The 22399-nt window shown below is 66.3% G+C and carries 22 protein-coding genes; 12 read left to right on the forward strand and 10 right to left on the reverse strand.

The annotated features are described in order from the left end of the window. The coding region (locus tag AC1DVA_RS08620) for a transposase (protein WP_476805607.1) at positions 1–185 on the forward strand (185 nt) is incomplete at its 5' end. A gap of 57 nt (positions 186–242) precedes the next feature. Here AC1DVA_RS08620 and AC1DVA_RS08625 read toward each other — a convergent pair. From AC1DVA_RS08625 to AC1DVA_RS08635, 3 genes are all read right to left on the reverse strand, one after another. Next, positions 243–653: a hypothetical protein gene (locus tag AC1DVA_RS08625; RefSeq protein WP_265053573.1), complete on the reverse strand. Its 411-nt coding sequence runs from the start codon at positions 651–653 to the stop codon at positions 243–245. Further along, the gene (locus tag AC1DVA_RS08630; RefSeq protein WP_265053574.1) at positions 650–1102 is read right to left on the reverse strand and encodes a DNA polymerase III subunit chi; all 453 of its coding nucleotides are present in this window, start codon (positions 1100–1102) and stop codon (positions 650–652) included. Before AC1DVA_RS08630 ends, AC1DVA_RS08625 begins: the two co-directional genes overlap by 4 nt. A 158-nt stretch (positions 1103–1260) precedes the next feature. After that, positions 1261–2754: a leucyl aminopeptidase gene (locus AC1DVA_RS08635; protein ID WP_476805608.1), complete on the reverse strand. Its 1494-nt coding sequence runs from the start codon at positions 2752–2754 to the stop codon at positions 1261–1263. Between the two features lie 158 nt (positions 2755–2912). Between AC1DVA_RS08635 and lptF the strand changes: the two genes are divergently transcribed. The 5 genes from lptF to rsmA are packed head-to-tail and all read left to right on the forward strand — an operon-like array spanning position 2913 to position 9710. Further along, positions 2913–4106, forward strand: coding sequence for an LPS export ABC transporter permease LptF (lptF, locus tag AC1DVA_RS08640; RefSeq protein ID WP_265053576.1), 1194 nt, complete (start codon positions 2913–2915; stop codon positions 4104–4106). Then, positions 4106–5197 (forward strand): LPS export ABC transporter permease LptG, encoded by a 1092-nt coding sequence (gene lptG / locus AC1DVA_RS08645; protein WP_476805609.1) that lies wholly within the window; start codon positions 4106–4108, stop codon positions 5195–5197. Before lptF ends, lptG begins: the two co-directional genes overlap by 1 nt. Before the next feature lie 58 nt (positions 5198–5255). Then, positions 5256–7793 (forward strand): LPS-assembly protein LptD, encoded by a 2538-nt coding sequence (locus tag AC1DVA_RS08650; RefSeq protein WP_476805610.1) that lies wholly within the window; start codon positions 5256–5258, stop codon positions 7791–7793. A gap of 49 nt (positions 7794–7842) precedes the next feature. Beyond that, a complete protein-coding gene (gene pdxA / locus AC1DVA_RS08655) occupies positions 7843–8868 on the forward strand; it encodes a 4-hydroxythreonine-4-phosphate dehydrogenase PdxA (protein WP_476805611.1) in 1026 nt (341 codons plus the stop codon). After that, positions 8865–9710: a 16S rRNA (adenine(1518)-N(6)/adenine(1519)-N(6))-dimethyltransferase RsmA gene (gene rsmA / locus AC1DVA_RS08660; RefSeq protein WP_265053580.1), complete on the forward strand. Its 846-nt coding sequence runs from the start codon at positions 8865–8867 to the stop codon at positions 9708–9710. Before pdxA ends, rsmA begins: the two co-directional genes overlap by 4 nt. A gap of 175 nt (positions 9711–9885) precedes the next feature. On the opposite strand, the gene gmk is transcribed toward rsmA, so the two are convergent. From gmk to fabD, 7 genes are all read right to left on the reverse strand, one after another. Beyond that, entirely contained in the window at positions 9886–10536 is a 651-nt protein-coding gene (gene gmk / locus AC1DVA_RS08665) for a guanylate kinase (RefSeq protein WP_265053581.1), read from the reverse strand. A gap of 6 nt (positions 10537–10542) precedes the next feature. Then, entirely contained in the window at positions 10543–11424 is an 882-nt protein-coding gene (locus AC1DVA_RS08670; protein WP_476805612.1) for a YicC/YloC family endoribonuclease, read from the reverse strand. A 112-nt stretch (positions 11425–11536) separates the two neighbouring features. Then, positions 11537–12880, reverse strand: a complete 1344-nt coding sequence (gene mltG / locus AC1DVA_RS08675) for an endolytic transglycosylase MltG (protein WP_265053583.1) — start codon at positions 12878–12880, stop codon at positions 11537–11539. Positions 12881–13080: 200 nt separating this feature from the next. After that, a complete protein-coding gene (gene fabF / locus AC1DVA_RS08680) occupies positions 13081–14352 on the reverse strand; it encodes a beta-ketoacyl-ACP synthase II (RefSeq protein WP_476805613.1) in 1272 nt (423 codons plus the stop codon). Between the two features lie 55 nt (positions 14353–14407). Beyond that, complete coding sequence (locus AC1DVA_RS08685) at positions 14408–14644, reverse strand: acyl carrier protein (RefSeq protein ID WP_055727516.1); 237 nt, start codon at positions 14642–14644, stop codon at positions 14408–14410. 259 nt (positions 14645–14903) lie between these two features. Then, positions 14904–15641, reverse strand: a complete 738-nt coding sequence (gene fabG / locus AC1DVA_RS08690) for a 3-oxoacyl-[acyl-carrier-protein] reductase (RefSeq protein WP_476805614.1) — start codon at positions 15639–15641, stop codon at positions 14904–14906. A gap of 55 nt (positions 15642–15696) precedes the next feature. Then, on the reverse strand, positions 15697–16641 hold the full coding sequence (gene fabD / locus AC1DVA_RS08695; protein WP_476805615.1) for an ACP S-malonyltransferase: 945 nt from the start codon (positions 16639–16641) through the stop codon (positions 15697–15699). A 337-nt stretch (positions 16642–16978) separates the two neighbouring features. On the opposite strand from fabD, the gene rpsF reads away from it, so the two are divergent. The 6 genes from rpsF to alr all read left to right on the forward strand — a co-directional run bounded on the left by rpsF (position 16979) and on the right by alr (position 22237). Beyond that, the gene (gene rpsF, locus AC1DVA_RS08700; protein WP_265053587.1) at positions 16979–17410 is read left to right on the forward strand and encodes a 30S ribosomal protein S6; all 432 of its coding nucleotides are present in this window, start codon (positions 16979–16981) and stop codon (positions 17408–17410) included. A 3-nt stretch (positions 17411–17413) separates the two neighbouring features. Next, positions 17414–17659, forward strand: a complete 246-nt coding sequence (rpsR, locus tag AC1DVA_RS08705) for a 30S ribosomal protein S18 (RefSeq protein ID WP_038367644.1) — start codon at positions 17414–17416, stop codon at positions 17657–17659. A gap of 215 nt (positions 17660–17874) precedes the next feature. Further along, the gene (locus AC1DVA_RS08710) at positions 17875–18822 is read left to right on the forward strand and encodes a DUF2232 domain-containing protein (RefSeq protein ID WP_476805616.1); all 948 of its coding nucleotides are present in this window, start codon (positions 17875–17877) and stop codon (positions 18820–18822) included. Between the two features lie 33 nt (positions 18823–18855). Then, entirely contained in the window at positions 18856–19419 is a 564-nt protein-coding gene (gene rplI, locus AC1DVA_RS08715) for a 50S ribosomal protein L9 (protein ID WP_265053589.1), read from the forward strand. 203 nt (positions 19420–19622) lie between these two features. Next, on the forward strand, positions 19623–21110 hold the full coding sequence (locus AC1DVA_RS08720) for a replicative DNA helicase (protein WP_265053590.1): 1488 nt from the start codon (positions 19623–19625) through the stop codon (positions 21108–21110). After that, complete coding sequence (alr, locus tag AC1DVA_RS08725) at positions 21110–22237, forward strand: alanine racemase (protein WP_476805617.1); 1128 nt, start codon at positions 21110–21112, stop codon at positions 22235–22237. The genes AC1DVA_RS08720 and alr overlap by 1 nt, the downstream gene beginning before the upstream one ends. The last annotated feature ends 162 nt before the right edge of the window (positions 22238–22399 follow it).

The following is a 22399-nucleotide window of genomic DNA, read 5'->3' on the forward strand; positions in this document are numbered from 1 at the left end:
GTGGCTCGAACGAGAACACCAACCGGCTCCTGCGCCAGTATCTTCCCCACGGAACCGACCTGTCCCTGCAAAGCCAGGCCCAGCTCAGCGCCATCGCCCGTCAGCTCAACGAACGGCCCAGAAAGACCTTGCTCTATCAAACCCCAGCCGAGAGGTTCGCCGAGTGTGTTGCGGCGATCAGTTGAGCCCGCCGTTCGAAAGCAGACATCGCCAATTCCAAGAGAGCGCATCGCCCCTTCGCCTCACCCCTGCCCCGGCTTGACGATCCGGCTCAGGCGGTTGTCGGTGAACATGTAAATCTCGCGCCCGCCAGGCTCGGAATAGAGCACCTGGACCTCGCGCTGGCCCTTGCCGCTCTCGCCGACCAGCACGTCGGTCGGGCGCGTGCCCTTGAGCTTGACCAGCTCGCATTCGGTGATGCCGGGCGCGATCTCCTTCGGCAACGGGCGCGTCGAGGGGTCGAGCGAAGCGCCGACGCTGCATTCGCCTTCCGGAGTCAGAACGGGCTCCTGCGTCGAGATGCCGGCGCTGGCGCTGCTGGTCGTCGTGGTGGTGACGCCACCCTTGGTTTCAGACTGGAAGGCGAAACCGCCCATATCGACCGAGCAGCCCGCGAGCGTCGCGGCGCAGACAAACAGAACAGGCAGTCTCACGCTTTCTTCTCCCAGCGGCCGGCGTCGTCCTGCTGCCAGTAGCTGGCGGCATGGCCCGAGGCTTTGGCCTTCTTCCAATCCTCGCGGGCAGCGGTGAGCGCCTCGGGATCGTCTCCGTCGAATATCAGAACGACGCGCTCGTATTCCTGCATTGCGTCGGGAATGCGAACACCATCGGCGCAGACCCGCACCTGCGCGGCGTTGGGGTTATGCGGCTGCGTGGTGACGACCACCGGATTCTGCGCCGCATCCGCCTCCATCGCCGTGACATGCGGCAGGAAGCTGTCATCCGCGTAGCTCCACAGGTGATCGTCGACCACGCTCAGCCGCTCCTGGCTGGAGACCTCGACGACGACCTTCTGGCCACGCGACAACGCCCGGTCGAGAATCGTCGGCAGGACCTGCTCAAGCGGGCGGGACTGCAGATGGAAGAACAGGATTTCAGCCATCGAAACCGTTCTCCATCAACACCAGAGACGGTCCTCCGTGGAATGCTCTGCCCTTATGTGAAACCCTCGCCGTCATCCCGGGCTTGCCCCGGGATCTTCGCTTCGCTCCGTCCGGGATGACGGCAGCGGTTCGATCTGAGAACGACGAGGCAACCACGTCAGCCTTCGTAGTGGTCGGCGACCAGCCGGTCGAGCAGGCGCACGCCCCAGCCCGGGCCCCAGGACCGGTTGATCTCGCTGTCCTTCGCGGCCATCCCTGTGCCGGCGATGTCGAGATGCGCCCAGGGCGTATCGTTGACATGGCGCTGCAGGAACTGCGCCGCGGTGATCGAGCCCGCATAGCGCCCGGCCGAGTTCTTCATGTCGGCGAACTTCGAATCGATCATCTTGTCGTAGGCCTTGCCGAGCGGCATGCGCCAGACCGTCTCGCCGGTGGCGATTCCGGCGGCCGTCAAACGCTTGGAAAGCTCGTCATTGTTGCTGAACAGGCCGGCATTCTCCTGCGCCAGCGCAACGAGGATCGCGCCGGTCAGCGTCGCCAGGTTGATCATGAAGCGCGGCTTGAAGCGCTCCTGCGTGTACCAGAGCACGTCGGCGAGGACGAGCCGGCCCTCGGCGTCGGTATTGATGATCTCGATGGTCTGGCCCGAGAGCGAGGTGACGATGTCGCCCGGGCGCTGGGCGTTACCATCAGGCATGTTCTCGACGAGGCCGATCACGCCGATCGCGTTGACCTTGGCCTTGCGGGCGGCAAGCGCATGCATGAGGCCGACGACGCAGGCCGCGCCGGCCATGTCGCCCTTCATATCCTCCATGCCGGCACCGGGCTTCAGCGAGATGCCGCCGGTGTCGAAGGTCACGCCCTTGCCGACGAAGGCGACCGGCTTCTCGTCCTTGCCGGCTCCGTTCCAGCGCATGATGGCGACGCGGCTCTCGCGCCGCGACCCCTGCCCGACGCCGAGCAGCGCGCGCATGCCGATCTTCTTCAGATCCTTCTCGTCGAGGATCTCGACCTCGACATCGAGCTTCTTCAGCTTGGCGGCCCGGTCGGCGAATTCCTCGGGATAGAGCACGTTCGGCGGCTCGTTCACGAGATCGCGTGCCAGCACGACGCCGCCGGCGATGGCGTCTGCCGCCTTCACCGTCTTTTTGAGCGCAGCCGGATCGGCGGCGCGCAGCGTCACCGCAGTCGGCTCGGCCTCGTCCTTGTCCTTGGTCTTCGTCTTGTAGCGATCGAACGCATACGCCCGCAGCTTCAGGCCAAGCGCCAGCTCGGCACCCTGCCGCGCCTCGATCGCGCCGGCAGGCAACGCCAGGACGATCTCCGCCGTGCGGCCCGCGCCGAGCCGGCCGGCGATGGCGCCGCCGAGCCTGACGAAATCCAGCTCGCCCTGGTCGTCCTCGCTGCCGACGCCGACGACGATCAGTCGCTCGTAGGCGGACCCTTCCGGAGCGGGCAAGGTCAGGCCGGCATAGGCCTTCCCCTTGAAGCGCTCGGCCCGCGCGGCTCGCGTCAGCAGCGTCTGCGCCGCCTCGCCCGCAGCGGTTTCGGCCGCACGCGGCAAGGCGAGCCGATCCGAGACCAGGATCACGAGATCCTGCCCTTCAACGGCGGCGGGGGCTTTGATCTCGAGCTTCAGGCGTTGCGACATGATCCGCTCACAATCTTGCGACAAGTGCGTGGGAAGGACACCGGTAAGGCCGACCCCAAACGATTCCCGTTTGCGCCGGGGACGCGGCTATACCATAGGGAGTGTCCGACGAACCACCTCGGGAAGTCTCTAAACTCCCCGCCTGCCGGAAGCGACGCGTGCTGCTCAACCGCCTCGACCGATACATCCTGAAGACTGCGGCGGGCGCGGCGATCGTGCTGCTGCTCGGTCTCACAGGTGTCATCTGGGTCACGCAGGCCCTTCGCGAGGTCGATCTGATCACCGGCAAGGGCCAGACGGTGCTGATCTTCCTGACGGTCACGCTGCTGTCCTTGCCGGCCCTGATCGCCGGCATCGCGCCTGTCGCGCTGTTCATGTCGACGCTCTATACGCTCAACAAGCTCAACGGCGATTCCGAGCTGATCGTGATGAACGCCGCCGGCGTGGCGCCCCACCGGATCACCCGGCCGTTCCTCGCCTTGACCGCGATCACGGCGATCGTCGTCGCCTGGATGAGCATTTCCGTGATGCCGACGAGTTTCCGTATGCTGCGCGACCTGATCACGCTGATCCGGGCCGACTTCGTCGCCAACGTCGTGAAGGAGGGACAGTTCGTCTCGCTCGATTCCGGCGTGACCTTCCACTATCGCGAAAAGGCCGGCGACTCGCTGGTCGGCATCTTCATGCAGGACCGTCGCGACCCGGCGCAGCCCTCGATCTATCTTGCCGAGCGCGGGCGGACGGTGGAGGCGGAAGGACAGAGCTTCCTGATGCTGGAGAAAGGCACCATCCAGCGTGAAACCAAGAACACCACCACGACCTCGATCATCTCGTTCGAGCGCTATGCGCTGAACCTCTCGGCGCTGACCGGCGATCCGAGCGGCGGCCCCGGCGAAGCCGACGGCGACAAGGTGATCTACAAGCCGCGTGAACGCTCGACCTGGCAGCTCCTGAACCAGGATCCGAACGAAAACTATTACAAGATCCAGGAAGGCCGGTTCCGGGCCGAGCTGCATAACCGCCTGTCGGCGCCGCTCTATCCGTTTGCCTTCATGCTGATTGCTTTCGCGGCGATCGGCGAAGCGCGCACCACGCGCCAAGGACGGGCGCTGGCGATCCAGGCCGCGATCATGATCGTCGGCGCGACACGCATCGCCGCCTACGCCGCCTGGACCGCAAGCGTACGCTCGCCCTTCGCAGCGGCCCTGCTCTATATCCTGCCGATTGCCGCCATCGTTCTGGCGACGGCCTTCATTCTCTACGGCGAGCGACTGCGGCCCTTCCTGGCGCGCCTCGCTGCCCCTCTGACCTTGCCACTCGCCGGTCTTGCGGCTCGTTTCCGGCGCGCGTGATGCTGCTCTTCTCGACCTTCGGCCGCTATCTGACGAAGCGCTTCGCCCGCGCGATCCTCAGCGTCTTCGGCACCTTCTTCTTCCTGATCGGCACGCTCGATTTCGTCGAGCTGATGCGCCGCGCCGGCGATTCGCCGATCGCCACCACGCCGCGGATCGTTCAGCTCGCGCTATTTCGCGCCCCGGCGGTCGCCGAGCAGATCTTCCCCTTTGCCGCATTGTTCGGCGGGATGTTCGCGCTGCTCACGTTGAGCCGCAAGCTCGAGCTGGTGGTCGCTCGCTCGGTCGGCGTCTCCGCCTGGCAGTTCCTGCAGCCCGCCGCCGCCGTCGCAGGCGTGGTCGGCCTGATTTCGATCATGATCTACAACCCCCTCGCCGCGGATCTGAAGCGCAAGGCGACAGCCCTCGAGACACGCTTGTTCGTCCGTGCGAGCGGCAAGACCGGGGCGGCCCAGGATATCTGGCTGCGGCAGCGCAGCGTCGATGGCCAGGCCATCATCCGCGCCGGCGGCGCCCTGCCCGAAGAGGACGGCCTTTCGCAGGTGACGTTCTTCATCTTCAATCCGGATGGCTCCTTCAAGGAGCGGATCGATGCACGGCAGGCCGTGCTGCGCCCCGGAAACTGGGAACTCAGCGACGCGCGCACGACGTCGGCCTCGGAACAGCCACAGAATTTCGCGAGCTACATGGTTGCGACGACCCTGGAGCCGGAACAGATGCGCCAGAGCTTCACGCCACCCGATGCGGTGGGCTTCTGGTCGATGCCTGCGGTCATCGACCGCACGCAGCGCGCCGGCCTCGACACAACCCCATACGAACTGCGGTATCAGGCGCTTATGGCACGCCCGCTGCTGCTGATCGCCATGGTCCTGGTGGCCGCATCCGTTTCCTTAAGATTTTTCCGGTTTGGTGGCGTCACCAAGTTGGTGATAGGTGGCGTCGCGGCCGGGTTCGTGCTCTATGTTGCGACACAACTGTCGGAGGAACTCGGATCGTCGGGAATCGTCAATCCGATCGTCGCGGCGTGGCTGCCAGCTGCATTGGGGACAATGCTGGGAGCCCTCGCCCTCCTCCATCAGGAAGACGGGTGAATCGTACTGTGCCTATGGTTAATTTTGGGTTTAACGGATGGTTTTGGCGGTGAATCGCGTGGCACGCTTTGCTGCGGCGACCGCTCTCGCCTCCAGCCTTGCCTATCTGCTGGCCGGGCCGGCCTATGCCCAGAATCGGGCTGCCGGCTCGCAGCCCGCGCCTGCGGCCGCCGCCAAGCCGCAGGACCGGATGGTCGTCGACGCGCGCGAGCTCGTGTACGACAACGACAAGAAGACGGTCGCAGCCGTCGGCGATGTGCAGATCCTGTATCAGGGCCGCACGATCGAGGCCGACCGCGTTGTCTATGACCAGGCCAGCAAGCGCGTCATCGCCGTCGGCAACGCCCGCATCACCGAAACCAACGGCACGGTCATCACCGGCGACAAGTTCAACCTGACCGACGATTTCCGCGACGGCTTCATCGATTCCCTGCGAGTCGTGAACCCCGATCGGACCCGTTTCTCGGCGCCGCGCGCCGAGCGCACCGACGGCGAGACCTTCGTCTTCGAGAAGGGCATCTACACMGCCTGCGAGCCCTGCAAGGACAACCCGGAGCGTCCGCCGCTCTGGCAGGTGCGCGCCGCCCGGATCATCCACAAGAAGTCCGAGCAGACGATCTACTACGAGGACGCACGGCTGGAATTCGCCGGCATCCCGATGGCCTATCTGCCCTATATGTCGGGCCCGGATTCGACGGTGAAGCGGAAGTCCGGCTTCCTGTCGCCCAAGTTCATTAACACCTCGGCGCTCGGATTCGGCGTCGGACTGCCCTATTTCCTCAATCTCGCGCCGAACTACGATCTGACGCTGACGCCGACTTTCCTGACCCGTCAGGGCGTGCTCGGCCAGGCGGAATGGCGCCATCGCCTGGTGAGTGGCTCCTATGCGATCCGCGCCTCCGGGATCTTCCAGCAAGACAAGGATGCGTTCCTGGCTAGCCCGCTGGGCCCGCGCGACAAGGAGTTCCGCGGCTCGGTCGAGACGAACGGCAAGTTCTTCATCAATCAGAGCTGGACGTTCGGCTGGAACGCCTCGATGTCGACGGATCGCTGGTTCTACAAGAACTATCGCATCCGCAACGAGAGCTTGAGCAGCACCACCTATCTACAGGAATCGATCTCGACGGCCTATCTGAACGGCCAGAGCGCGACCGCGTGGTTTGACCTGCGCGGCTATTATTTCCAGCCCCTCAACTATCAGGACTGGCAGAAGCAGCAGCCCGTCGTGCTGCCGGTGCTGGACTACGACAAGCGCATCCACAAGCCGTCCTTTCTCGGCGGCGAGCTCGACTTCAGCGTCAACGTCACGAGCCTGACTCGAAACACGGCAGCCTTCTCGGAATTGCCGCAGCAGAAGACCTATCTGATCACGACGCCGAGCTATTCGCTCTATGACGGCTGCGCCGTCTATCAGAAAAACACCTGCCTGGTCCGCGGCCTCGCCGGCAATGTTTCGCGCGCGACGGCACAGGTGGCCTGGCGGCGCAATTTCATCGACCCACTCGGGCAAATATGGACGCCCTACGCCTCGCTGCGGGCCGACATCTTCTCGATCAATCCCGATACCAGCGGCGTCATCAATTCGCGCGTCGCGACGATCGCGGATACCTCCGACGAGGTTTTCGGGCGCGCCATGCCGGCCATCGGCCTGATGTATCGCTACCCCTTCGTCGCCAAGACGGGCTGGGGCACGCATATCATCGAGCCCGTCGCCCAGATCGTGGCGCGGCCGAACGAAACCAACAGCCTGCGCATCGCCAACGAAGATGCCCAGAGCCTCGTCTTCGACGCGACGAACCTGTTCGAGTGGAGCAGCAAGTTCTCCGGTTACGATCGTGTCGAGGGCGGCAGCCGCGCCAATGTCGGCGCGCTCTATACTGGGCGGTTCGGCAAGGACGCATTCGCCAATTTCCTGGTGGGCCAGTCCTTCCAGCTCGGCGGCCGCAATTCCTTCCCGATCAGCGACCTCCTCAATACCGGTCTCAATTCCGGCCTCGATACGGACAGCTCGGACATCGTCACCCGCGCTCAGATTTCCCCGTTCCAGGGCTTCTTCCTGACCGGCGCCGCCCGTCTGAATGCGACAACATTCGAGGCGCAGCGGATCGATGCCGCAGCGACCTATTCGAACAGCATCATCTCGGCCTCGGTCGGCTATGGCCGCTACGAGCCGCAGCCGGATCTCGGCATCTCCCGCCGGCGCGAGGGCCTATCTCTCAATGGTTCGCTCCGCGTCGCCGAAAACTGGCGCCTGCGGGCCGGCGTGCTGTTCGATCTGGACAAATATAAATACGACCGCGAGCGCTATCGCGATGCCTATGCCTCCTATCTGGCGGCACCGGCCGTGGCGGCGATGCCGGTCTATCCCAACACCGGTCCGCTCCAGACCGCCTCGACCTCGCTCGGGATCAACTACACCGACGAGTGCACCATCTTCGACATCAGCTATTCGCAGAGCTATGCCGACCGGCAGGCGGGGGCGACCAAGGACACCCGCACCGTCATGTTCCGTCTCGAGCTGCGCACGCTGGGCGAACTGAGCTACCAGCAGAACCTCGGCGGCACCTCCACCACGGGCGACGGCGTCGGCCAGTAATACTCCGGGCCCCCACGGCGGCCCGAGTTCCCCTTCCGACGCGCGGAGTTTGCCCTTGCCGTCCTTGCCCCTCGCGCTGACACAGGGCGATCCGGCCGGCATCGGACCGGAACTCGCCTTGCGGGCCTGGCTCGAACGCCGGGAGCGCAACCTGCCGCCCTTCGCCTGCATCGCCAGCCCCGGCCATCTTGCCCAGACCGCCGATGGCCTGGGATGGCAGGTCCCGCTGCGGATCTGCGACTGGCATGAAGTCAACGAGACGTTTGCGGATGCCCTTCCGGTCATCGCCCTCGACAGCGGTATTGCCGTCACGCCCGGCACGCCTGATCCGGCCACCGCACCGGCCACGATCGCTTCGATCGACCACGCCGTCGCTGCGGTCAGGACGGGAAAGGCCGGCGCCGTCGTGACCAATCCGATCGCCAAATCGGTGCTCTACCAGGCCGGCTTCCGGCATCCCGGCCATACGGAATATCTCGCTCATCTCGCGGCGGATGGCGGTGTCGAGCCGCGGCCGGTGATGATGCTCTGGTGCGATGAACTCGCGGTCGTGCCGGTCACGATCCACGAGGCGCTGCGCCGCGTGCCGGAATTGCTGACGACCCAGCTCATCGTCGAGACGGCGCGGATCGTCGCGGCCGAGCTGACAGCCCGCTTCGGCATCGCCACGCCGCGTCTCGCCTTCAGTGGCCTCAATCCCCATGCCGGCGAGAACGGCGCGATGGGCGACGAGGACATGAAGATCATCGCTCCGGCCATCGCCGAGCTGCGGGCAGAGGGAATCGATGCGCGCGGCCCGTATCCGGCCGATACGATGTTCCACGCCCGCGCACGGGCCGGTTACGATGCGGCGCTGGCAATGTATCACGATCAGGCGCTGATCCCGATCAAGACGATCGCCTTCGACAAAGGCGTGAATGTCACGCTCGGCCTGCCATTCATCCGAACGTCGCCGGACCATGGCACGGCCTTCGACATCGCCGGAAAGGGCATCGCACGTCCCGACAGCCTCTGTGCGGCCCTTAAGCTCGCAGCGCGCATGGCAGAGACCCAAACACCGGCGGAAGCGGCATGAGCCAGATCGACGACCTGCCGCCACTGCGCGAGGTGGTGGAGCGCCACGGCCTGATGGCGCAGAAGGCGCTCGGGCAGAACTTTCTCTTCGATCTCAACCTGACGAGCCGGATCGCCCGGGCGGCCGGGCCGCTCGAAGGCGAGACCATCGTGGAGATCGGACCCGGCCCCGGCGGGCTGACTCGGGCGCTGCTCGCGAACGGGGCTGGACGGGTGATCGCGATCGAGCGCGACCGGCGCTGCATGCCGGCGCTAGCCGAGATCGCCGCCTATTATCCGGGGCGGCTCGACATCATCGACGGCGATGCTCTCGCGGTCGACCTGTCGCCGCACCTCCGAGGTCAGAAAGCGAAGATCGTCGCCAACCTGCCCTACAACATCGGCACGCCGCTGCTGGTCGGTTGGCTCAGCCTCGAGCCCTGGCCGTCCTGGTGGCGTTCGCTCACGCTGATGTTCCAGCGCGAGGTCGCGGAGCGGATCGTGGCTTCGCCAGAGGAGCGCGCGGATTACGGCCGCCTTGCCGTGCTGTCGAACTGGCGCTGCGAAACGAAGATCCTGTTCGACGTGCCGCGCAGCGCCTTCGTACCGCAGCCCAAGATCACCTCGTCGATCGTCCAGCTCATCCCGCGCGAGCACCCTGAGCCCTGCGACCGGCGCCTGCTCGAACGCGTCACGCTCGCGGCCTTCGGCCAACGGCGCAAGATGCTGCGGCAGAGCCTGAAGGCGGTCCTGTCGGATCCGGCCCCGATCATCGCCGCCGCCGGCCTCGACGAGACGGCGCGGGCCGAGGAGATTCCGGTCTCCGGCTTCGTGCGGCTGGCGAACGCCTTGGCTGCGATCTAGAGCCTGCTGCGTTTTGGTGGAAAGACTTGTCATCCCGGACGGCGCGAAGCGCAGATCCAGGATCCATGCCCGACGATCCGCCGGATAGGCTCCGGGATGGATCCCGGGTCAAGCCCGGGATGACGGCGTGGTTCCGTGCAAAATCAGCACGCTCCAGCGCTGGCCAGGGCGCCGTTCAGAGCTGCTCGGTCAGCAGTCCCTCGACGAAGGCTGCCAATCCCGTGGCACGGCTGCGCTTGAGGCGCTCGGAAGCCAGGATCGAACGAACCGCCTCATAGGCCTTCTCGAGATCGTCATTGACGATGACGTAGTCGTAGACCGTCCAGCGCGCGATCTCCTCGCGCGCATTGGCGAGGCGCTTGGCGATCACCTCGGGCGCATCCTCCGCCCGCCGGACTAGGCGGGAGCGCAGCTCGGCCATCGAGGGCGGCAGGATGAAGATCGAAACGACGTCCTCGCGCGCCTTCTCGAGGATCTGCTGCGTGCCCTGCCAGTCGATGTCGAAGAGCACGTCGCGGCCGGCTTTCAGCGAGTTCTCGACCGGCTTGCGCGGGGTTCCGTAGCCATTGCCGTGCACCTCGGCCCACTCCAGCAGCTCATCGCGCTGGCGCATCTCGTCGAAGGTCTCGCGATCGATGAAGTGGTAGTGCACGCCGTCGATCTCGGAAGGACGCTTCGGGCGCGTCGTCACCGAGATAGACAGGTCGAGATTCGTCTCGTTCGGAGATTTCGAGAGCGTGCGGGTCAGCGTCGACTTCCCCGCGCCCGACGGCGACGACATGATCATGATCAGGCCGCGCCGGGCCGGACGGACGGTTTCAGCCATCGAGGCTCACTCCACGTTCTGAACTTGCTCGCGCATCTGGTCCACGACCGTGCGCAATTCGAGGCCTATGCGCGACAGGCCGGGATCATTGGCCTTGGCGCAGAGCGTCGAGGCCTCGCGGCCGAATTCCTGGGCCAGGAAATCGAGCTTGCGGCCGATCGGGCCGCCCTTGGCCAACAGCTCACGCAGCGCGGCGACATGTGCGTGCAGCCGGTCGATCTCCTCGCGGATATCGGCGCGGACCGCGATCAGCGCTGCCTCCTGATGCAGGCGCTGGGGATCGAAGCCATTGTTGGCCACCATCAACGCCTCGACCTGCGTGGCGATGCGCGCCCGGATCGCGTCGCCGCTGCGGGCCGGATGCCGCTCGGCCTCGCCTGCCAGCCGGGCGATGGTTTCGAGATGGCCAAGGACGATCGCTTCGAGCGCGCGGCCCTCGGAAGCTCGCGCTTCCTTCAGGGCAAGGGATACCGCCTCCAACCCTGCCAGCGCCGGAGCATCGACGGAGCCCAGAGCGTCCTGCGCCTCATCAGCGAATTCAACGACGCCGCGAATGCCGAGCAGGCCGTCATAGGAGGGCGGATTGATACCGGCGGCCGGCGGCAACCGCTCGATCGCCTGTAGAAGGGCGGCGAGAACAGCTTCATTGACACGCGGGCGTGCCGGCCCCGCATCGCTGGTCACGGCCAGATTGACGTGGAGGGTGCCGCGGGAGAAGGCGCCGGCCAGCCGCTTGCGCGCCGCCTCGGCCAGGATTTCGAAGCCGGGCGGGACCCGAACGCGCAGATCGAGCCCACGCCCGTTGACGCTGCGGATTTCCCAGGCCCAGCCATGGATGCCGGCGGTGCCGGCGGCGCGGGCAAAGCCCGTCATGCTTTCGATGGCCATGGCCTGTCGCCGCCTCCCTTGTGATGCGGCGGGACCGTAGTGGCGCGTTCCAAAGGGGGCAAGCGCCGCCATGGCGGAAAATGGGGATGGCGCCTGCGATCAGGGCCGCCGCTCAGGGCTTGAGCTGCGGCACCTGCTTGGGCGAGTTCAGATCGAAGCTCTTGTTGAGCAGCGGATCGCGCGCCGTGCCCTCCGAGGCGTCGAAAGCGCGTGCGCGGGTCCCGGCCAGGGCACCGGCCGGCTGAGCCACGGGAACGCCGGCGCCATCGGCGGCCGGCTGCGTCGTCGCCGGCGCCTCGGTGCGGTTGTCCGGAGACGGGGGCGGCTCGACCTTGTCGACGGATTCGGTTGACGGCTTGCCGCCCTGCTGCTGGCCGCGCGTGGTCTCGATCTGGCGCCAGCGGCCGACATTGCGGTTGTGCTGGTCCAGCGACTCGGCGAAGGCGTGGCCGCCGCTGCCATCGGCGACGAAGTAGAGGTCCTTCGTCCGCGAGTGGTTGACCACCGCCTCCATCGCGGCGCGGCCGGGATTGGCGATCGGCCCCGGCGGCAGGCCGCTGATGACATAGGTGTTGTAGGGCGTCGCCTGCGTGATCTCGTTGCGCTGGATTGGGCGGCCGAGCGTGCCCTTGCCGCCGACGAGGCCGTAGACGATCGTCGGGTCGGATTGCAGCTTCATCTTCTGGTTCAGGCGGTTGATGAAGACGCCCGCGACACGCGGACGCTCATCGGCGCGGCCGGTCTCCTTCTCGACGATCGAGGCGAGAACCACGAGCTCCGCCGGCGTCTTGATCGGCAGATCGGCGGGGCGCCGCTCCCAGATCCGGCCGAGGACCACGCGCTGGTCGCGCGCCATGCGATCGATGATCGCCTGCCGCGAAAAACCGCGCGGGAATCGATAGGTGTCGGGCAGGATCGAGCCTTCCTTGGGCACCTGGGCGACCTCGCCGGTCAGCAGTTCATTGTCGCGCAGGCGGGCCACGATCTGCTCGCTCGTCAGCCCTTCGGGGACGGTGATCGAATGCTCGACCACCTTGCCGCTGGAGATGATATCGAGGATCTCCTGCGGGCTGACGCGGGCCTTGAACAGGTATTCGCCGGCCTGGAGCTTGTGCCAGTCGCCGCCCATGATCGCGGAGACGCGGAAGCTCAGCGGGTGCTCGATCAGACCCTCGCGCTGCAGCAACTCAGCGATCTCGGTCAGCCCGCTTTCCTTGGGGATGATGAGGACGCGGTCGCCGGCGAGCGGGCCCGGTGCCTTGCTTTGGTTGGAGACGATTGCGATGCCCGCGCCGACGACCCCCGCGCCGACCAGGGCAACCGTGAACAGGCCGCTCAGCATCGACAGGAAGGGGCTTCGACGGCGGCGACGCACCTTGGGCGGCGGCGCCGGCGGCGCTACGGGCTTGAGGGCCTCGCTCGGACTCTTCGGGGCGACGCGGGGCGTATCATTCACGATCAAGACGCTCGCAGCATAAGGTAGAATATCTCGACACGACCGGGCGCCCGGACAACCGTGGCACCGAGCGCATCAGATTTGAAACCGCTGCATTAGAACCGGTTTCCTCGTGGCTGTGAACGCGGAATCGCGCATTCGCCCACGTAGGCGCCCCACTCTACCCAACATTATGGCAAAACGGCGCTATTCCCTGCCGATCAGCCGTCGGGCTGGTAGCGCCGCATGACGAGCGAGGCGTTGGTGCCGCCGAAGCCGAAGGAATTCGACAGGGCGTAATCGATCTCGCGCTTGCGCGCGACATGCGGCACGAGGTCGATATCGGTCTCGACCGAAGGGTTGTCGAGATTGATCGTCGGCGGCGCGATCTGGTCGCGGATCGCCAGCATCGTGAAGATCGCCTCGATCGCGCCGGCCGCGCCGAGCAGATGCCCGGTCGCCGATTTGGTCGAGGACATCGAGGGGCGCTTGGGCGCATTGGACAGCAGGCGCTCCACCGCACGCAGCTCGATCTCGTCGCCGAGCGGCGTCGAGGTGCCGTGGGCGTTGATGTAGTCGAGATCCCCCGCCGTGATGCCGGCACGGTCCAGTGCCGCCTGCATGCAGCGATAGGCGCCGTCGCCATCCTCGGAAGGCGAGGTGATGTGGTAGGCGTCGCCCGACATGCCATAGCCGACCACCTCGGCATAGATCTTCGCGCCGCGGGCCAGCGCGTGCTCGAGTTCCTCGAGCACGACGACGCCGGCACCTTCGCCCATCACGAAGCCGTCGCGATCCTTGTCATAGGGACGCGAGGCTTTCTCGGGCGTGTCGTTGAAGCCGGTCGACAGCGCCCGGCAGGCGCAGAAGCCCGCGATGCCGATGCGGTTGATCGCCGATTCGGTGCCGCCTGCGACCATCACCTCGGCATCGCCGAGCGCGATCATGCGCGAGGCGTCGCCGATGGCATGGGCGCCGGTCGAACAGGCCGTGACCACGGCGTGGTTCGGCCCCTTGAGGCCATGCTCGATCGAGACATAGCCGGCGGCCAGATTGCTTAGGCGGCCGGGGATGAAGAACGGCGAGAGCCGGCGCGGGCCGCGCTCCTTGAGCAGGAGCGAGGCCTCGTAGATGCCGCCGAGCCCGCCGATGCCGGAGCCGATGGCGACGCCGGTCCTGATCTGGTCCTCGTAGCTTTCCGGTTTCCAGCCGGCATCGCTCAGCGCCTGCGTGGCGGCCGCCATCGCAAAGACGATGAAATCGTCGACCTTGCGCTGCTCCTTCGGCTCCATCCACTGGTCGGGATCGAAGGTCCCGTCGCTGCCGTCACCCCGCGGGATGTTGCAGGCGATCCGCGCCGGCAGGTCGCTGGCGTCGAAGCTGGTGATGGGGCCGGCGCCGCTGGCGCCGGCAAGCAGACGCGCCCAGCTCGGCTCGACGCCGCAGGCGAGCGGCGTCACCATGCCGAGTCCGGTCACGACAACGCGTCGCATCGGAAAACTGCGAGAAGCCATGATGCTTTCTGCGTCGATCAGCCCTTGGGGCCGATCAGGCGCTCTTCGACGAGAGGAACTTCACGGCATCGCCGACCGTCACGATCGTCTCGGCCGCATCATCCGGGATCTCGACGCCGAACTCTTCCTCGAAGGCCATCACGAGCTCGACGGTGTCGAGGCTGTCCGCGCCCAGGTCTTCGATGAAGTTGGCGCCGTCGACGACCTTCTCGGGCTCGACGCCGAGGTGCTCGACCACGATCTTCTTCACGCGCTCGGCGACATCGCTCATGAGTCTCTTCCTTAGAAACTGAAAACGCATCGCAGGGACGCGACGCGTATTATGGACCTCATTCCCAGCCACCGCGCCATCGTGACGATGCCCGCGATCCGGAAAGCTCGAAGCCTGCACAAACGCAACAACCAAGGTTTCGTCAAGTCCCCTCGGCTTACCGGACGGCAGCGCGACGGCGCTAGTTAACATACCCTTTCGAGGCTGGCGAGAGCGCCGTAGACTTATCAGAACCAATCCAGAATTGGCTCTAACACGCTTATATCATTGCCATTCCGCCGTTGACGTGCAGCGTCTGCCCGGTCACGTAGCCGGCTTCCGCGCTGGCGAGATAGGCGACGGCGGCTGCGATATCCGTACCGGCACCCAGCCGCCCCATCGGCACGTCCGAAAGAATGCCCTCGCGCTGCTTGTCGTTCAGCGCCTGCGTCATCGGCGACTCGATGAAGCCCGGCGAGACCACGTTGACGGTGATGTTGCGGCTTGCGACCTCGGCCGCGAGCGCCTTCGACATGCCGATCAGACCGGCCTTGGCGGCTGCGTAATTGCCCTGGCCCGGATTGCCCATCGTACCGACGACGGAGCCGATCGAGACGATTCGGCCGTAGCGCCTGCGCATCATCGACTTCACGGCGGCGCGCGACAGGCGGAAGGCAGCCGTGAGATTGACCGCGATAACGCTGTCCCAGTCCTCGTCCTTCAGGCGCAGGAACAGGTTGTCGCGCGTGATGCCGGCATTGTTGACGAGGATGTCGAGCCCGCCGAGCTTTTCCTCGGCCGCCGGCACCAGCGCCTCGACCGAATCCTTGTCGGAGAGGTTGCAGGGCGCCACGACGACGCGCTCGCCGAGCTCGGCCGCCAGAGCCTCCAGCGCTTCCGCGCGCGTGCCGGAGATCGCGATGCTCGCGCCCTGCGCATGAAGGGTTCGCGCAATGGCTCCGCCAAGGCCACCGGTAGCGCCGGTGACCAGGGCCTTGCGGCCGGTCAGATCAAACATGTTCGCTCCCTTTTTTCGGCGTCCTGCCGTTATTGCCCGTTCTGGGCCCTCGCCCTCAGGCGTTGCGGGCCTTGTAAGCCGCGATGTCCTCCGCCGTGCCGATCGAGACCGGCGCCGAGCCTGCGACGATACGCTTGACCAGGCCGGCGAGCACCTTGCCGCTGCCGAGCTCGACGAAATTGGTGACGCCCGCAGCCGCCATCGCCTGGACGCATTCGTGCCAGCGCACCGTACCTGTGACCTGCGCGACGAGCGAAGCCCGGATCGCCTCCGGATCGCTCAGGGGCGCCGCGCCGACATTGGCCACGACCGGCACCACCGGAGCCTGCATCGCGACCTTTGCAAGGGCCTCTCGCATCGCATCGGCGGCCGGCTGCATCAGGGCGCAATGGAACGGAGCGGAAACCGGCAGCAGCATGGCGCGCTTGACGCCGCGCTCGCCAGCCAGAGCAATCGCCCGCTCGACCGCGGCCTTGGCGCCGGACAGCACGACCTGGCCCCCGCCATTGTCGTTCGCGGCCTCGCAGACTTCGCCCTGCGCGGCATCGGAAGCGATCGAACGCGCCAGATCGAGTTCCGCACCAAGAAGGGCCGCCATCGCGCCCTGCCCGGCCGGAACCGCCTTCTGCATGGCGTCGCCGCGGATGCGCAGCAGCCGGGCAGCGTCCGTGATGGAGAAGGTGCCGGCGGCGGCTAGCGCAGAATACTCACCGAGCGAGTGGCCGGCGACGAAGGCGGCGTCGCGCTTCAGGTCGAGCCCTGCCTCGCTCTCAAGCACGCGCACGACCGCGAGGCTGACGGCCATCAGTGCCGGCTGGGCGTTGGCCGTCAGCGTCAGTTCGTCCAACGGACCATCCCACATCACGGCCGAGAGCTTCTGCGAGAGCGCCGCATCGACCTCGTCGAACACGGCCTTCGCCGCCGGGAAGGCTTCGGCCAGGCTCTTGCCCATGCCGACGGCCTGCGAGCCCTGGCCGGGAAAGATGAACGCTGTCGTCATGTGGGGCGCCTCGTCCTTAATAACTTCTCTATATTATGACGGGCGCTGTCACATCGGTTTTGCCGCCAAGTCAAGCACGGAGCCCGAGTTTTCCGCTCCGCGACCCGCCTTTCCCGGCAGATTCCGGTTGCCATGGCGCACCGGACACTGTAACCACCGCCTCCTGCTTGTTCGGCCGGAGGCTGAACGGATGGCGCATGTCCGCATGGACGCGCGCAGGCTTGTTTCTCAGGCCGGCATCCCGTGTCTCCGCCTTCGAAGAAATCCTGTCGGGCCTTATCCAGGGCTCGGAGGGCTCCGCGCCGGGCGAAGCAGGGTGAAACAAGGAAGGCCACATATGGCATTGTACGAGCATGTTCTGCTCGCGCGGCAGGATGTCAGCGCGCAGCAGGTTGAAGCTCTTGTCGAGCAGTTCAAGGGCGTCATCGAAGCGAATGGCGGCGCCATCCGCAAGGTCGAGTACTGGGGCGTCAAGTCCCTCGGGTACCGCATCAAGAAGAACCGCAAGGCGCACTACACGCTGCTGAACATCGAGGCTCCCTCCGCCGCCGTGCTGGAGATGGAGCGCCAGATGCGCATCAACGAGGACATCCTGCGCTTCCTGACCGTTCGCGTCGAGGAGCTCGAGGAAGGCCAGTCGGCCATGCTTCAGAAGCGTGATCGTGACGAGCGCGGCGAGCGCGGCGGCGACCGTTTCGAGCGCGGCCCGCGCCGTGATCGTCCGCGTCGCGATGACGAAGTGACCGAAACCGCCGAAGCGGAGGCTTGATCCATGTCGACTGCATCCGCTGGCGCCCGTCGCCCCTTCTTCCGTCGCCGCAAGTCCTGCCCCTTCTCGGGCGAAGGCGCTCCGAAGATCGACTACAAGGACGTCCGTCTGCTCTCGCGCTACATCTCCGAGCGCGGCAAGATCGTTCCGTCCCGCATCACGGCGGTTTCCGCCAAGAAGCAGCGCGAGCTCGCCCAGGCGATCAAGCGCGCCCGCTTCCTCGGCCTGCTGCCCTACGTCATCCGCTGAGCGGGTGACGCTCTTTCCGGAGGCGCCCGGCGCCTCCGGATTTCGTTTTCAAGTTCAATCAGTCGCCCGGCGGTGAGACTCCACCGGGTTCGTTGAGGCCAGGAGCCTCTCACCCTGCCGGGCCAAGGCATCGGGCCCGAAAAGTGGAAACCACTTTTCGGAAGAACCGGATGCCGAAAGATGGCCAGCGAGCAGCGGGACAGCAGGACGGACGGATGATTCCGATTGTCGGCATCGGCGCGGGCCTCGTTTCGGCCCTGCTCTTCTCAGTGGTGATCACCGGATCGCCGCTGGCCGCATTGCTGTATTCAGCTGCCCCCCTCCCGATCTTCATCGCATCCCTCGGCTGGAACCACCGCTCCGGGCTATTCGCCACGGCCGCGGGCGCGCTCGCCGTCGCCGTTGCGCTCGCCCCGACGGGCGGCATCGCCTTCGCCCTCATCATCGGGCTTCCGGCCTGGTGGATCGCCTATCTCGCTTTGCTCGCCCGCGGCGATAGCCAGGGCAAGGTCGAGTGGTATCCGCTCGGCAACCTTCTGCTCTGGATCGCAGCGACCGCTGCGCTCGCCACCGTCGGCAGCGCGCTGGTGATGACCACCGACTACGACACCTACAGCAAGGTGATCGCGCGCATGATCGAGAACCTGCTGAACGAGATGGTGCGCGGCCAGCTGATCACGCTGCCCGCCGACATCAAGGTGCCGGAGCTCGCGCAGAGCCTGGCTCCGGCCGTGCCGCTCGGCATCGGCGCCTCCTTCGTCACCACCATCACCGCCAATCTCTGGCTGGCGGCGCGCACCGTGAAGATGTCGGACCGGTTGCCGCGCCCCTGGCCCTTTATCCCGTCGGCCTCCCTGCCGCGGCAGGCGCTGCTGCTCCTGATCGCGGCGGCCGTCGCCGCCGCGGCCGGCGGCTTCATCGGCGTGGCCGCGACGGCTCTCGTCGGCGCGCTGCTCGCCGCCTTCATGTTCAGCGGGCTTTGCCTTCTGCACGACATTTCGCGCGGCCGCCCCTGGCGGCTGCCGATGCTGATCTCGGTCTACGTCGCGCTCGTGGTGATGCAGGCCGTGCTGACGCCGCTGCTCGCGGTCGCCGGCCTGATCGATACGCTTCTCGGCCTGCGCAAGCGGGTCGTGCTGCCGCCTCCGCCTACCCAATCCTGAAACCTGACTAAAAAGACCTGAAGGAGAAGACCCATGGAAGTGATCCTGCTCGAACGCGTCGCCAAGCTCGGCCAGATGGGCGAAGTCGTGCGCGTGCGCGACGGCTTCGGCCGCAACTACCTGCTCGCCCGCGGCAAGGCCCTGCGCGCCACCGAGGAGAACAAGAAGCGCTTCGAGAGCCAGAAGCTCGAGCTCGAGACCCGCAACCTCGAGCTGAAGTCCGAGGCCGACGCGGTCGCCGAGCGCCTGAACGGCCAGAGCGTCATCATCCTGCGCCAGTCCGGCGAGTCCGGCGTGCTCTACGGCTCGGTCTCGACCCGCGACATCGCCGAGGCGCTGACCAAGGACGGCTTCCACGTCGCGCGCGGCCAGGTGACGCTCAACACCCCGATCAAGACGCTCGGCCTGCACACCGTCCCGGTCGTGCTGCATCCGGAAGTTTCGGTCACCGTCACCGTCAACGTCGCCCGCTCGGCTGAGGAAGCTCACCGTCAGGCCGCCGGCGAGAACGTCACCGCCCGGGAGGAGTTCGATCTCGACGATCTCGGCCTCGAGGTCGGCGCGGCGCTGGCCGAGGCCGGCGACGACGATCGCTGAGCCTTGCAGCTCCCCAAGTGAGTCAAGGGCGCCGTGGCAACACGGCGCCTTTCTTTTTGAGCAGCTGTGAACTGCGGGGAACACTGCTGGCGCAAATTGGCAGAGTAGTGGACTACTGCCCCCTCGACATGGCCGCGGGTGCGTGCTGGTGCGGCCGGTTGTCGACTTGAATTTTCAATCAGCATTGATTTATCGGGACGGTCATGGCCCCCGCTACAGCCCTCGTCGCACGCCTCGAAAATCGTGAGGCGGACTATCGCGTCCAGCCTCACAACATCGAGGCCGAGCAGGCGCTTCTAGGCGCGATCCTGGTCAACAACGACGCCTTCTACCGCGTCTCCGACTTCCTGCTGCCGGACCATTTCTTCGAGCCGATCCACCAGCGCGTCTTCGAGTTGAGCTCCAGCATGGTTCGCGCTGGCAAGCTCGCCACGCCGATCACGCTCAAGACCTTCGTCAACGACCTCGACCTCGGCGACATCACGCCGAGCCAGTACCTCGCCCGCCTCGCCGCCGAGGCGACGACCGTCATCAACGCCGGCGATTACGGACGCACGATCTACGACCTCGCGGTGCGCCGCCTGCTCATCGGCGTCGGCGAGGACCTCGTCAACGTCGCCTATGACGCTCCGGTCGAGATGGCGCCGCGCGAACAGATCGAGGATGCCGAGCGCAAGCTTTACGAGCTGGCGGAAAAGGGCCGCTACGAGGGCGGTTTCCAGAAATTCGACGGAGCGCTCCGGCTCGCCATCGACATGGCGGCCAGCGCCTATCAGCGCGCCGGCGGCCTCTCCGGCATCTCGTCGGGCCTGCGCGACCTCGACCAGCGCATGGGCGGCCTGCAGCCCTCAGACCTCATCGTGCTGGCCGGCCGTCCGGCCATGGGCAAGACATCGCTCGCCACCAATATCGCCTTCAACATCGCCAAGGCCTGGCGCGGCGAGCGCCAGACGGATGGGACGATCAAGACGGTCGACGGCGGCGTCGTGGCCTTCTTCTCGCTCGAAATGTCGTCCGACCAGCTCGCGACCCGTATCGTCGCCGAGCAGTCCGGCATCTCCTCCTACAAGATCAGGCAGGGCCGCATCACCGAGGCCGATTTTGCCCGGCTGACCGACGTCGCGGCGCAGATTGAGCGTATCCCGCTCTACATCGACCAGACCGGCGGCATCTCGATCGCGCAGCTCGTCGCCCGCGCCCGGCGGCTCAAGCGGCAGAAGGGGCTGGATGTCCTCTTCATCGACTATCTCCAGCTGCTCTCCGGTTCTTCCAAGAACAGCCAGAACCGCGTGCAGGAGCTAACCGAGATCACGACCAGCCTGAAGGCGCTGGCGAAGGAGCTCTCGGTTCCGATCATCGCGCTCTCCCAGCTCTCGCGCCAGGTCGAGAGCCGCGACGACAAGCGCCCGCAACTCTCGGACCTGCGCGAATCCGGCTCGATCGAGCAGGACGCCGACGTGGTGATGTTCGTCTACCGGGAGGAATACTACCTCAAGGGCAAGGAGCCGCGCCCCGGCACCGAAGACCACAACAAGTGGCAGATCGAGATGGAGGCGGCACATGGCGTCGCCGAACTGATCATCGGCAAGCAGCGCCACGGCCCGACCGGAACGATCGCCCTCCAGTTCGACGCCGATGTCACGCGCTTCTCCGACCGCGCCGACGAACTCCGCATTCCGGACCGCGAATAATGCCTTTCGACACGCCTGTTTCCGGCGCCTATGGCGCGACCCTGACCATCGACCTCGCCGCACTCGTCTCGAACTGGCGCCTCCTCGGCGAGCGCGCCGGCACGGAGGCAGGCGCGGTGGTCAAGGCCGACGCCTACGGCATCGGCATCGAACCTGCCGTGACGGCTCTCGCCAGGGCGGGGTGCCGCAGCTTCTTCGTCGCGCATGTCTCGGAGGGCATCCGCGCGCGCAGCGTCGCGCCGGAAGCCACGATCTACGTGCTGAACGGGCTGCTGCCGGGCAATTGCGACGTCTATGCGCAGCATGGCCTGTCGCCGGTGCTCGGCTCGCATGAGGAACTGCTCGAGTGGGCCTCCTTCCGCCAGACGGGCGCGAAGGTCCGGCCAGCGGCACTGCATGTCGACACGGCAATGAACCGGCTCGGACTCTGGGCCGGGGAAGGGCTCAATCTCGCCCGCGAGAAATCCGGCGTGATCGCGGCGGCCGATATCGGCCTGGTGATGAGCCATTTCGCGTCGTCGGAGGTCGAGACCGATCCGGCCAATGCCCGCCAGATCGCAGCCTTCGCCGAGATCACGGCTGCCCTGCCCGGCATTCCGGCCTCGCTGAAGAACTCCTCGGGCCATTTCCTCGAAGGTTGTCCGTCCTACCAGCTGACGCGGCCGGGCTATGCCCTCTATGGCGGCAACCCCACGCCCGGGCAGCCGAACCCGATGCAGCCGGTGATCGGGCTGCAGGCGCGCATCATCCAGGTTCGAGAGGTCGAGGGTGGCACGCAGGTCGGCTATAACGGTCGCTGGACGGCCAAGGGGAAGCGCAAGCTCGCGACCATCTGCCTCGGCTATGCCGACGGCTACCCGCGCAACGGCAGCTGGACAGACAGCCTCGCCGGCGGATCGGCGCTCCTCGACGGCGTCGTCTGCCCCTTCGTCGGCTCCGTCTCGATGGACCTTATCATCATCGACGTCAGCGACGCGCCGGCCTCTGCCGCGCAGCGCGGGGCGAACGTGACGCTGATCGGCGGCGCGCTCGACCTCGAAGCCGTTGGCGCTGGCGCCAAGACGATCGGCTACGAGATCCTGACCAGCCTCGGCCGCCGTTATGCGCGGCGGTATGTGGGGCTTTGAGCGCGTGACCGCCACCGCCGTCATTCCGGGGCGCGCCGCAGGCGCGAGCCCGGAACCCAGAACTGATGCGGTTTCAAGACGAGCGGCAATGGCGATGCCAAGACGAATGCGGGCATCGGTTCTGGGTTCCGGGCTCATCGCTGCGCGATGCCCCGGAATGAC

Source organism: Allobosea sp. P4_C6 (genome assembly GCF_056402015.1).